General features: G+C 41.5%; 14 protein-coding genes. 4 read left to right on the top strand and 10 right to left on the bottom strand.

Annotated features, from left to right (window positions below; all coding sequences use genetic code 11):
* Position 1: 1 nt before the first annotated feature.
* Both GZ22_RS02850 and GZ22_RS02845 read right to left on the bottom strand, forming a co-directional pair.
* Positions 2 to 499, bottom strand: a complete 498-nt coding sequence (locus tag GZ22_RS02850) for a cation:proton antiporter regulatory subunit (RefSeq protein ID WP_038558500.1) — start codon at positions 497 to 499, stop codon at positions 2 to 4.
* 11 nt (positions 500 to 510) lie between these two features.
* Positions 511 to 729 carry an AbrB/MazE/SpoVT family DNA-binding domain-containing protein gene (locus tag GZ22_RS02845; protein WP_038558498.1) on the bottom strand — a complete coding sequence of 73 codons (219 nt, stop codon included), beginning with the start codon at positions 727 to 729 and terminating at the stop codon, positions 511 to 513.
* A gap of 256 nt (positions 730 to 985) precedes the next feature.
* On the opposite strand from GZ22_RS02845, the gene GZ22_RS02840 reads away from it, so the two are divergent.
* Positions 986 to 1261, top strand: a complete 276-nt coding sequence (locus GZ22_RS02840) for a hypothetical protein (protein WP_038558496.1) — start codon at positions 986 to 988, stop codon at positions 1259 to 1261.
* 37 nt (positions 1262 to 1298) lie between these two features.
* On the opposite strand, the gene GZ22_RS02835 is transcribed toward GZ22_RS02840, so the two are convergent.
* The 3 genes from GZ22_RS02835 to GZ22_RS02825 all read right to left on the bottom strand — a co-directional run bounded on the left by GZ22_RS02835 (position 1299) and on the right by GZ22_RS02825 (position 4067).
* On the bottom strand, positions 1299 to 2387 hold the full coding sequence (locus tag GZ22_RS02835) for an N-acetylmuramoyl-L-alanine amidase family protein (RefSeq protein WP_038558494.1): 1089 nt from the start codon (positions 2385 to 2387) through the stop codon (positions 1299 to 1301).
* 214 nt (positions 2388 to 2601) lie between these two features.
* A complete protein-coding gene (locus GZ22_RS02830; protein WP_084160627.1) occupies positions 2602 to 3417 on the bottom strand; it encodes an N-acetylmuramoyl-L-alanine amidase in 816 nt (271 codons plus the stop codon).
* 176 nt (positions 3418 to 3593) lie between these two features.
* A complete protein-coding gene (locus GZ22_RS02825; protein WP_038558492.1) occupies positions 3594 to 4067 on the bottom strand; it encodes a VOC family protein in 474 nt (157 codons plus the stop codon).
* Between the two features lie 130 nt (positions 4068 to 4197).
* Between GZ22_RS02825 and GZ22_RS02820 the strand changes: the two genes are divergently transcribed.
* Positions 4198 to 5940 (top strand): methyl-accepting chemotaxis protein, encoded by a 1743-nt coding sequence (locus tag GZ22_RS02820; RefSeq protein ID WP_038558489.1) that lies wholly within the window; start codon positions 4198 to 4200, stop codon positions 5938 to 5940.
* A 641-nt stretch (positions 5941 to 6581) separates the two neighbouring features.
* Here GZ22_RS02820 and GZ22_RS02810 read toward each other — a convergent pair.
* Entirely contained in the window at positions 6582 to 6794 is a 213-nt protein-coding gene (locus GZ22_RS02810) for a hypothetical protein (protein ID WP_038558485.1), read from the bottom strand.
* Between the two features lie 227 nt (positions 6795 to 7021).
* Between GZ22_RS02810 and GZ22_RS02805 the strand changes: the two genes are divergently transcribed.
* On the top strand, positions 7022 to 7309 hold the full coding sequence (locus tag GZ22_RS02805; RefSeq protein WP_038558483.1) for a hypothetical protein: 288 nt from the start codon (positions 7022 to 7024) through the stop codon (positions 7307 to 7309).
* A 27-nt stretch (positions 7310 to 7336) separates the two neighbouring features.
* On the opposite strand, the gene GZ22_RS02800 is transcribed toward GZ22_RS02805, so the two are convergent.
* Positions 7337 to 7834, bottom strand: coding sequence for a GNAT family N-acetyltransferase (locus GZ22_RS02800; protein ID WP_038558481.1), 498 nt, complete (start codon positions 7832 to 7834; stop codon positions 7337 to 7339).
* A gap of 463 nt (positions 7835 to 8297) precedes the next feature.
* Here GZ22_RS02800 and GZ22_RS02795 point away from each other — a divergent pair, with 463 nt between their 5' ends.
* The gene (locus GZ22_RS02795; protein ID WP_038558478.1) at positions 8298 to 8489 is read left to right on the top strand and encodes a YozQ family protein; all 192 of its coding nucleotides are present in this window, start codon (positions 8298 to 8300) and stop codon (positions 8487 to 8489) included.
* 57 nt (positions 8490 to 8546) lie between these two features.
* On the opposite strand, the gene GZ22_RS02790 is transcribed toward GZ22_RS02795, so the two are convergent.
* The 3 genes from GZ22_RS02790 to GZ22_RS02780 form a co-directional block, all read right to left on the bottom strand.
* Complete coding sequence (locus GZ22_RS02790; protein WP_038558476.1) at positions 8547 to 10049, bottom strand: PH domain-containing protein; 1503 nt, start codon at positions 10047 to 10049, stop codon at positions 8547 to 8549.
* On the bottom strand, positions 10049 to 10543 hold the full coding sequence (locus GZ22_RS02785) for a PH domain-containing protein (protein ID WP_038558474.1): 495 nt from the start codon (positions 10541 to 10543) through the stop codon (positions 10049 to 10051). Before GZ22_RS02785 ends, GZ22_RS02790 begins: the two co-directional genes overlap by 1 nt.
* A 223-nt stretch (positions 10544 to 10766) precedes the next feature.
* Positions 10767 to 12245: a DHA2 family efflux MFS transporter permease subunit gene (locus GZ22_RS02780; RefSeq protein ID WP_051748441.1), complete on the bottom strand. Its 1479-nt coding sequence runs from the start codon at positions 12243 to 12245 to the stop codon at positions 10767 to 10769.
* Between the last annotated feature and the right edge of the window lie 80 nt (positions 12246 to 12325).

Here is a 12325-nt window from a genome sequence, read left to right as displayed (position 1 = left end):
CCTATCCCCTTTCTTTCAAGAATAATTCACTGTTGGCACGTTTAATATCTGCCCGCTCTCCAGAAATGACAATTGTGTCTCCGCTTTTGAATGCTGTATCTACACCTGGGTTCAGCTGCTTCGAGTGATTCTTGCGAACAATCCCAATGATGTTGATATTGTAATTCTGACGGATACCGATCTCTCCAATGGTCTTACCGATAATTGGAGCATTCGGACCAAGCTTATACCATTCGATCACAAGGTCATCGAATGCGACTTCAATTGTTTCCACAGCTTTCGGCTTATACGTCATTCCACCGATAATGGAAGCGAGCTGTCTTGCTTCAGAGTCAGTGAAAGTAACACCGGAGATGCTTTCATCCAAATCTTCGTCATCGTAATGGTAAACTTCCCGACGGCCATCGTCATGGATGATAACGACTACTTTATCGTCATTGTCCGTCATAAGCTCGAACTTCTTTCCGATACCCGGCAAATCTGATTCACGGATGTTCATACTGATGCCTCCTATTTCAATTGTTTTGCCTTCCGGACGACTTCCTTGAATTTACTGTCACTTAGTATTTCCTGCAAATCATGAATCGAATCAAGATCCGCCTTCGCCATGAACACGATACCGCCTTCTTCAACAAATGCGACATGCTCCCCTTCTTTGACGCTGAGCACATCCCGGATATGTTTCGGAACGGTGATCTGCCCTTTTGAACTAAGCTTTGCTAACTCCATGATTTCGCCCTTCTTTCAAGTATTCCTTACATTCTTTACTTTCCTTACAAGTAAAGTTTACTATACATTTAAGGTAGGTGCAAATAGCGCGCTTACATTACAGAAAATTTTCTACGTTGGTGTTCAATATTTTGTCACAAACAATAAGGTTTATTTTGCCAAATAACACTAGTCAACTTACTGGATATCCTTTATACTATAAACAAGAACAAACGTTCTAATCAATAGAGCATACCATAGGAGGACGAACAGCCAGATGCAATTTCGGTACGCATATACTGCAGGTAAAGAAGCAGTTATCCGGCATGAGCTAGAGCGGAGCATTTCCGATTACGTAAAGGAAATCATCCCGGATGCACATCGACTCTATTCCAAGAAAACAGCTTCCACTAATAAAGGACAAATTCGACAGGATTGGCGCAATATCATAAATAAGGATGGCCAGGAAATACATCAGATCTATATTGAGATGTACAAAGAACTAACGGATGGGTCTTCCTATTACATTGCGGACGTCGAATTGACAAAATAAAAAACGATGCGGAGTAATTCCGCATCGTTTCGTGTTTTTATTGATAATAGTTCTCTAGCCCCTGCACAATTCCAGAGGCAGCTTTTTCTTGATAGCTGCTTGTTGCCAGATTAGCAGATTCTGCTGAATTGGTGATATAACCAATTTCCGCTAGGATCGCTGGTGCATGGGTATTACGCAATACGCTGAAATCAGCTGCCTGCGTTCCCCGGTCAATCGATCCAAGCTGAGAAGAAAGATTCTCTTGTACTGTCGAAGCGAGCTGGACACTTGTATCGCCATCCGGATAATAATAAACTTCCGTACCGCTGACGTATTCCTCTGAAGTAGCATTCAAGTGAATACTTACGAACATGGATGCATTCGCAGCATTTGACATGGCTGCCCTTGCTTCTAGTGCTACAAATGTATCATCATCCCTTGTCATGATTACATTAGCTCCTAAATTCTCAAGCTGTGCTTGTGTTTTTAAGGCTATGGACAGGACAACGGACTTCTCATAAAAGTAATCCCCGATTGCGCCGCTATCTTTTCCGCCATGACCTGCATCAATTACAATAGTTTTTCCTTTTAACGGAGACAAGCTGTAAGATGCTTCATTTTCACTTGTCGTGATGAAATCCATGCTCACATAACCTGTTGTCCCATTATGGTCAATTTTTGCCCAGTTATTATCAATTGAAAGAATAGAGACTGCATCTCCATTGTACAGACTATCTACCACAGAAGCTGACATATCCGGAGTTGATCGGACATTCAACGAAGTGGCAACTTGGACATAGCCTTCTGTTGCGTCAACAGACTGTGATGTCTGCTGCACAGCTGCTTGTGCAGATCCCGAGTCTTGGGCTCCGCTGACAAACACCATACTTATGTATCCTTCTTGCCCATAATAATCTATCTTGCCCCAGTCATGATTGACTTCCTTAATTTCAATTGCTTGTCCGCCTTGCAGTTTACCAATTACTTCTGCATCATTAGAAGGCTCTGCTCTTACATTCAGAGACGTCGACACGTCGATAGTTCCGCTATTCGCATAACTCGTTGCCGGCATAAAAGCAACAACTGCTATAAGAGCGATAATAAAGACCAGCAGCGAGCGGTGCGTCAGATGTTTTCCTAGCATACGATTCCCCTTCCGTTTTTGTAGAATTTTGTAGATTCGCATCCATTATAGATGAATATGTTGCCAATTAATAGTCTAATAGTCTTGCCAAATATTTTACAATTCCTTTCCTTTAGAGGAAATCCAAGCTTTTATGCGCTACTTGACCAAGTCATGGAAAGTAAAAGGCAGCAAATACTAGATTTGCTGCCTTACACTGGAATAAATAAATAGATTATTCTGTGTATTCTTTTACTCCTTGCACAAGTCCAGTAGCTGCTTTGTCCTGATATGCACTCGATGCCAGCTTCTTCGCTTCTGCAGCATTTGTAACGAATCCGATCTCTGCTAGTACAGCAGGCATGCTTGTGTTTCGAAGAACATTGAAATCAGCACTCTTTATGCCTCGATTACGTGATCCAAGCTGATTCACGAGACCGTTTTGCACACTGTTCGCTAGGGACTGACCGCTTGATGACCCAGGATAATAATAGACTTCCGTACCGCTTGCAGATGTTGCTGAGGAAGCATTTGCATGAATACTTACAAATGCATCTGCTCCTGCTGCATTTGCCTTAGCAGCTCGATCTTCCAGCTCAATGAATGTATCCCCTGATCTAGTCATGATCACATCAGCGCCTTGTGCTTTGAGCTTCGCTTCTGTTTTCTGTGCAATCGGCAGAACAACATTCTTTTCAAGCACACCGTTTGCGACAGCACCGCTGTCTTTGCCGCCATGCCCAGCATCAATAGCAATTGTCTTTCCTTCTAATGCGCCTGAATTCGTCTGTATGTAAGTCATGCTTACATAACCTGTCTTACCTTTGTATGTAATCTTGCCCCAGCTGTTTTTCACTTCTAACAAATCAACCGTATCTCCCGGTTTCAGGCTTCCAATAATGGCAGAAGAAGTGGCCGGTTTTGCCCTGACATTTAAAGTCGTATCAACATCAACCGTTCCGCTTTGGGCAAAACCCGTAGATGGATAGAGCAGAATAAATGCACCAAAAAGAACTAAAATCCCTATCAATAACTGTCGTTTCATATACATGCATGTCCTCCTTTGCTGATACTAATCAGATGTTGTCACAATTATAGAGGACATGTTGTATAGCAGATAGACCCAAACCGGTAAAGAGTGCAGACGTTCTAGATGACATACTTGTTTTTCCAGACATGGGCGTACCTTCATAACCTTTTTCCCATTACTAAACTGCCACGATTCGTTTAACGATTAGCATAAATCTGTTCTGTACTATGTGAATAAACTTCGATGATATTTCCGAATGGATCCTGACAGTAAACGAGATAATACGCTTTTTCTTCATCCAGCGGCCATATTTTGCTGATGATTTTTCCGCCTGTCTTCTCGATTTTTTTTGCCATGCCGTGCACATCTCCACCGTCAGCCACTACACAGAGATGGAATATTCCCGGTTCCCAAGGTTTTCTATCGGTCTCCCCTTTTGTTTCCGGAACCACAAACTCAAATAATTCGATGCCAACCTGATTTGATGCACTCATATGGACATTCCGGATATGCTTCACTTTGTCCCCTTGAAGATCACGGGTCATGTCCCCTTCTTCTGTTTTCATGTCGAATGGTCCAGCAATAATCCGGAAGCCTAATGCCTCCTTATACCAATTGATTGCAGCATCGAGATTGGAAACCGTCATGCCAATGTGAGTTATTGCCGTCATTTCGCATCTTCCTTTCCAATTTTTAGATGATTTTTACAAAAAAATTATATCTCTCTCCTTTTTCACTTCACAAACGTTTTCAAACACCGATTATATAGGTGAACGGATCTATGTTCAGAGGGGGATTACCATGAAAAAGAGACATGGCTTAGCAACAAGGTTAATGATTGTCGTTGCAGTAATCACAATTATCTGTGGTGCGGCTGTCGGTACTATCAGTTATATGACAGCAAAGAATGAACTGATTGATGCCGGAAAGCTGGACCTTCAGCACATGGCAAACAGTGCAACAAGCGTTATTGCACTACTGAATGAACGTGTTGAGAATGGTGAAATGACCTTAGAAGAAGCACAAGAAGAAGCCCGCATTATATTGAACGGTCCTATAGAGGATGGCGCTCATGATTTATCGCAATCAAACTTTAATTATAAAAATGGCGCTGGCTATATTATCGCTTACGATAATCAAGCAAATATGGTGCTTCATCCTAGGGAAGAAATCGGTTCACCGCCGGGAGATGACAGTACAAAGAAAAACCGAGAAGACATGATTGTATTAGCGCAATCGGTGGATGATAATGAGAGTTTCCTGAGCTACGATGATACTGACGAGAAAACAGGAGAAGTCAGAGAAAAGATGGCTTATGTTAACTATTTTCAGCCTTGGAACTGGACGGTTGGCATTACAGTCTATACAGACATGTTCTATAAAGATCTAGAGACAGTCAAATGGATCATCATCGGAGTTACGGCCGGTATCACAATACTCAGCCTAATTCTATTCTACTTCCTGATCCGTCCGAAACTGACACAATTAAAATCGGTGACAGACGCAGCTACACAGCTTGCTGCCGGTGATTTCAGAGAACAAGAGCTAAAAGAAACCAAGGATGAAATTGGGGTTCTGAGTAATGCTTTCACTAAAATGTCTGGCGAACTGCGTTCATTAGTACAAAGCATTATCCAATCCAGTGATAAAGTATCAGATGCAGCTTCCGAGCTCTCAGCAGTAAGTGAGGAAACATCCGCTAGCAGCGAACAAGTCGGCGTGGCAGTAGATGATATAGCCAATGGAGCTAGCTCTCAAGCATCTGATTTGGAAACGACAACATATCATCTAAGTGGATTCAACGACTCTATCTCCATGATGACCGCACAAAGTGATGCAATCGCCCAAGCTGCACTTCAAACAAGTGAAGCAACAACAAAAGGCAGCAATATGATGCACGATTTGACGTCGGCCAATAATGCTTCGATGCAGTCAGTAGAAGCAATCTCAGCTGGAATGCAGGAACTTGATAAGAACTTGCAGCAGATTGTTCGAATTACAGATGTAATCGAAAATATAACAGAAGAAACGAATCTCCTTGCTCTTAATGCAAGTATCGAAGCAGCACGGGCAGGAGAACATGGCAAAGGCTTTGCTGTGGTTGCTAGCGAAGTTCGAAAGCTTGCTGATCAATCTAATGCTGCCACAAAGGAAATCCAGCAAATGATTAGCTCCATAACAAAAGAAGCAGCAGAAAATGTAGCTAGAATTGAATCAAATAAACAGCAGGCAGAACAGCTGAATCACTCTGTCGTTGCTACAGCAGCTGAGTTCACTGCCATCGAGGCTGCAGCAGAAGCAACAAAGAATGCCGGCAACAAATTACTTGAAGAAATCAAGCAAGTCACGTCACAAACGAATGACATTACGGACAGCATCCAGAATGCATCCAGTGTATCTGAAGAAACGGCTGCCAGCGTAGAAGAAATCGCAGCCTCGATCGCTGATCAAATCCAGGCTGTCGCAAATATCGCGACATCTGCGGAAGAACTGACGCATATAAGCCGTCAGCTGAATGAATCAATTGCTGTATTCAAGCTATAAAAAAGCACCCTAAGAACTATTAGGCGTACAGCTAAAAGAAAGTCGATTAGCAAAAAGACCGAAAGATTTGTTATAGAGAATAAGCAAACCCCTCGATTATTAATCGAGGGGTTTTATCTATCTTTAAAAGGAGTTGCTATAAAGTTAGTCTCATTCTGTTCCACTTTTGTTACCGTTAGAAAATCACATATGAGCAATACCTAAACCTAAGGCGAATATTATAAAAATCAATATTATTAATCCGTACACAGTAAGTAAGACTATTCTCCATATCTTAGTGCTAAATATGGCTGTTATTATGGTACCTGATACACTAAGAAGGAAAAAAATCATTGGGAAATATGCTGGCGTGTCACCTGTGTCAATTAGAAATATAGCAGCAGATAATATAAACAAAGCTACGGAGATAACACCCAAATACTTTTGCAATTTAAATCCTCCTTGATTAAATCCTGAAACGCCTATTTAAGTCACTTTAATAATAGGAATGATAATGATAAATTGGAAGAATATGATAATGAAAGTTTATCATAAGTGACAATCCTAGGATAGATGCTATAAAGGCATATGTAAAATCGCCTGTACAGTATTCAAGCTATAAAAAAACGACCACGAGCATTAGCTCATGGTCGCTGTTTTAATCAGGTGCATCCTTCACATTCGTAATATTGTTTGCTTGCATCCAATGTACGCAGCAAGGTGCCGATTTCGACTTCTTCTGGTTCTACGAATTCCAAATCTGCCACACGTTCCTTAATGGACTGGCGCGCTTCTTCTTCAGAAGCTGCAACGTGACTGAATTCACTTGTTTCGCCAGTTGGCAGGATTTTGTACTCGAATAGGTATCTTTGCATATTCATGGCCTCCGTTACACTATATCTTGTGTACATTCACTATACACCATCCCATATATATAGGTCAATTGAAAAAATGCACTTCTAATATATTGCTAGTTTTCTTAATAATCTGTTTCCCAACCCTGCCCCCTGCTAAACGGTTTTTCAGCTCATAAAGGAAATTTAACTCCATCCTTAATAAGTTGGGACAGCCCCGCATACGTTATACAAAGGAGGTAGGGACGTTGGAATTTCCTATGATCATGACGAACTTCTGGGATGCCGTGCTTGGTGTGCCCATCGTTCTTATTTTTACGCAAATCGTAAAGCACCTGCTGCCACTTCCCGGTAAGTATACGCCTACGATTGCCTTACTGAGCGGTTTGATTTTATCTATCTTTTTCAGCCATCCCCACAATCTGATTGCAGCAATTTTCATGGGCTATTTTTATGGCTATGCTGCTATTGGAAGCTATGCAGCCTTACGATCGACTCTTCGCGCCTATCGGAAAGACAAGCATGATTATCGATAACGAGACGAACGCCGGATAGGCGTTCTTTTATATTCCGTAAACGTTCTGAAGAATTGTATCTTTGACTCGTCCAAATGCTTCAATATCATAAGCATGCGGGTAGCTCATAAGCTTTAACGGAAGAGGTGCTTCTCCCTGTCGCAAAGGCGGCTGTTCATAAGGCCAGTCATGCAGCTGAAACCCTAGCTTTTCATAAAATCGCACACGACGGGCCGCATTCTCTTCACCGTCTGGCGGCTCCACCTCTAGAATGATTGGTTTATCTGAGCTGGTTATAACTTCTTTCATAATCTTACTGCCCATCCCTTGACCTCTAAAATCCTCATTGACTGCAATATGTTCGATAAAAGCTAATTCCGGCAAGTTATAAATCGCACAAAATGCCGCAATTTTGCCCTGGTTTTCATATACGTGGATGTGGTAATCTTCCCTCTCAAGCAGCGCTTTTTGCTCCGTATAGCTGCGATATTCCTCAAGAGGAAAAGCATTTTCCATCAGTTCATAGATTGTATTAAAATCCTGCATGTTAAAACGTCCTTTTTTCTATTAGTATACATGAAAAAAAGCGTCAGCTGCAGCCGACGCTTTTTTTCAACCTTTAGGAGACCACTTCAGAAATACCTTTCACTACTGCAAAGAACGTAACCCAAAGCGGAATACTCAAGCCTGTACCATATAATAATCCTACGAAAAAATTATTCTCATTTTTCTTCATTACTGTCCACTCCTTCTTTTTTGAGGATGCAGAACTTGCTTATATACATTCTACAATGAAAGCGTTTACATAGTAAAGGATTTTCTTATGCCAAATTTCTGCACTAAACGCTTTCTTACTTCAAGCTTTCCCATAATACCCCCGTGATAAACGTTCCGGTAAATGAACAGGATAAAAGCAGGATATGGGACAGAATATTATTCATTCAAAATACCAAACATATTTCCCCTCTGATTCGGGAAACTAATGAATATATGGAAGGAGGAATACAAATTGGATAATTCAAAACAAGAAGCTGCTAATGAAGTGGCTGAAAAAATGTACAAACCTCAAGAAAATGATTCATCAAATTCAGTGGATAAGGGTATCTCAGATACTCATGAGCAAGTAAAGGATACGTATACAGAGGGAACTGTTGATGAAAAGATAGACAACGCAAAAGAAGATGAGGAAAAAGACAAATAAACACCTTGCAAAGTGTAATGATTGAAAAGGACAGCTCCCTCAGAGCTGTCCTTTTCTCTATTGCTTCCGGACATCATTTGTCCGTTGTCGGTACCAGACATAAAATCGATCTGCTTCACTTGCCGGGAGATCTTTGAGTTTATTGTGCAGAACCGGCTTGGCGCGATTGATCGACTCGATTGTTGCCAATTTAAGCCAACGCTGCAGCGGATTCTGATTTCTGGCTATCTCAATCATTTTGTTTCTTTTAGTCACAAACAGTGTTGTAGTTAATGCGCCGGTCTTTATCTGGAAGAATTTATCGCTAATCAGATAGCTCGTATGTTTAAAGTCCAGATAGCGATACCCTTCTATCAGGATAAGCAGAACAATAGAGACAATCCACCACATAATTTCATACCCTAACAATTCCGGTCGCCAGAAATATAAGGTTATGGTCACTCCGAGCCAAATAATACTCGGCTGCAGCAGGCGGTAAAGCAATACTTTTTGTTCCAGTCTTTCCATTGAATGCTGGATCTCATACTCCGGTAATATCTCAGCAATCATAGTTTGTGCCTGTTTCAGTGAAAAATAAGGATATAGTGAGTTGATTGTTTCCGTCTCCTCACTAATATCGAGTGAACCTGTACTAATGAGCTTCACCTTCGCTAACCCTAACAGACGATGCAAAATAGGCTGGGTGATTTCAATGCCTTGTACCCTATCTTTTCGAATGGAAAAGGCTGATTCGCTTAAAAGCCCTGTCTGGATATAAATATATGTATCATCTGACTTCAACTCATAGTTGCCATACTTCTGTACAACACGCCACATCCCGACAAGCAGAGACACCACAATAATCCCGATAAGCCCAATTGCCGTAATCCACCAGACTTTCAATAGCGGTAAATACTGACGCAATTCGCTCCAATCAAAGAATATATCGAATTTCAGCAAGAAGGATATCAACAGCGGCGGAACCAGTAAAAAGCTCAACGAAGTGAATGATGCTCTGATTAATTCCTTTTTTGTAGGCTTGAAATGGATAATTTTTGTCTCAGCGGGAGGAACTGTCTGTTCAGATACTGCATCTTCCTCTTCCAGTTCGTCTCCTTTTATCTCTGTATCCTGTACAGCAGCTTGCTCCTGTACATCTTCTTTCGTCAGCTGTTCTAATCGGGAAGCTTCTTCTTTGGTCAGAACTTGGAAGTCTACAGCTTTCTCCTTTGATCCTGTTTCGAATTTAATTGCTGTTAATCGAAGCAAGCGATGCAGGATGTTTGTGTGCTTCGTTACATTTTGGATTTTTTCGTATGGAACAGTTCGACTTGATTTTGAAAAGATACCGCTGTACAAGTGAAACGCTCGCTCATCGGCTGTATATTGATCTGTAAACCATTTTAAAATACTACCGATAATAGAAAGTAGTATTATTCCTAGAATGCCGTACTTTGCATATGATCCCCAACCATCTGTATTGTTGAAAAAGAAAACAATTATAAGCGGTATAATCCAGCCCCTGATTGTCTTCATAATAGCAAACAACATATTAGCCGGATGATAACGTCTCTTCTCCATCAGTCATCCTCTTCCTTTGCCTTGGCATACGCTGCGATCTGATCCCTTAGTGCATATGCTTCTTTTTCCGGCAACCCTGGAATGCTGTATTCGCCTGCCATTGTTTCAATCTCAACTTCCCGAAGCTTGTATCTTCTTAGAAGTGGTCCTTGCTTCGTTTCAACAGACTGGATTTTCGTGACCGGAATAAGCTGGTCCTTCTGGAACCAAGCTCCTTGTCTCAGTTGGACGTATTCCTCATCTATATCATAGCGCCAGTTACGATGATTGATGACAGTTCCTAAGTAGCCAATGATTAAAAGCGGTACAGAGATAATTAACAGAATGATAAGTACTGTACCAATCCAAGCCGGCCATTCAAAAATGAAATCTAGTCCAAACAGAACGGCAAAAATCAGCAGTACGACCACATCAAAAATGACATCTCCTATCAATCCGACGCGCAATGACTCTTTCGACAATTTATGTTGGGGTTCTTTTACTTCTGTATGCATCGGTTTCCTCCCTTTTTTCTCTCCAATAATTTTTACGTCTCAAAAATAGATTAAGTTCCAAAACTGTACTAAGGAAATAGTACACCACTACCAAAAGGCAAGCAATATATTTTTTGGTAAAAAATTCATATTAGAAAAAATAGGGGGAAATGAAATCTCATACATATCAGAGGAACATACCTCTAAAAAAAGAATGGATCCGGTTATACCGGATCCATTCTTTTTATTTTGCGGGCTCAGGGGTTACCTGACCGCCCCTATCTTGTTTTTCAATTTTTCGTACAGCATCACTGCTAGTGTCGACACGTTTTACAAACAATGCCAGCACCAATGCTACAATATTAATTGCTAGTGCTACATAGAAGGAAGCATGGATACCCGCTAACAGTGCTTTCTGCGTCATTAGCGCAGTAGTTGCTTCTGTTAAAGTCGCTGGGTCCACTCCAGCCATCAAGCTTTCGCCTTCACTTTTTGTTACAGAGTTCATAATTGTTACTAAGATAGCTGTACCGATTGAACCGGATACTTGTTGAGCCGTGTTGTTCACTGCTGTACCATGCGGGTTCAGAACCGTTGGCAACTGGTTTAGACCGTTTGTCATGATCGGCATCATAACCATCGACATACCAAACATCCGCAATGAGTAGATGAAGATGATATACGCATAGCTGGAATCCAGCTGTAAGTGTGCAAGCATATAAGTGGAAACGGCTGTTATAGCCAACCCGACCACTGCCAAGATGCGCGGCCCGAATTTATCGAATAGACGACCGGTAATCGGTGACATCACACCCATGATAATGGCTCCTGGAAGCATCATCAATCCGGAATCCAATGGTGAGATTCCGCGTACATTCTGAACATATGCTGGTGTCAAAATCATACCAGAGAACATTGCCACAGCATTTACGACGGAAATAACCGAAGAAAGTGCAAACATCGGATGCTTATAAACACGCAAATCCAATAATGGTTTCTCCATACGCAATTGTCGAGTAACAAAGACAACTAATGCAATCGCACCGACAATCAATGTCGCTAGAACGATTGGATCTGTCCAGCCGTCAGAGCTTGCGGAACTGAATCCATAAAGCAAACCACCGAAACCGATGGAAGATAGCACAATAGATAGATAATCAAGTGTTGCTTTCGTATTTTGCTGCATGACGTTCTTAAGCTTCCAGACAGCAAGTAACAAGCTAATTACCGCCAATGGAAGAATCATTTCAAACAATACACGCCAGTCATAGTACTCTACGATATATCCTGACAAAGTAGGTCCGATAGCTGGCGCTGTAATCATAACAAGCCCGAAGATACCCATAGCTGTACCACGTTTTTCACGTGGGAAACTAACGAGCATAATGTTCATCAGCAAAGGTCCCATTACAGAAGAACCCGCCGCTTGGATCATACGCCCAGTCAGCAATAGGCCGAAGTTCGGTGCGAATGCTGCCAAGGCAGTACCTAATGTAAAGATAATCATCGCTGTAATAAACAACATACGGTTAGAGAATCGAGTAACTAAAAATGCGGAGGCTGGAATCAGCACACCGCTGACCAGCATATAACCGGTCGCAAGCCATTGTACAGTTGAATAATCCTTAATATCTAAGTCAACCATGATAGATGGCAAGGCGACATTCAGTAAAGAGTTATTCAAGAAGGAGACAAATGCTCCTACAAATAAAATCGCCAGCATCAAATATGGTACTTTTCTAGGTTGTGTTGCATCGGTGTTCAAATTTCTATCTCCCTTTATTCAATTTTTAGTGCTGCAAA

It is taken from the genome of Terribacillus saccharophilus (assembly GCF_000725365.1).
GTDB lineage: Bacteria > Bacillota > Bacilli > Bacillales > Amphibacillaceae > Terribacillus > Terribacillus saccharophilus.
This window is presented reverse-complemented; position numbering and strand designations above follow the sequence as displayed.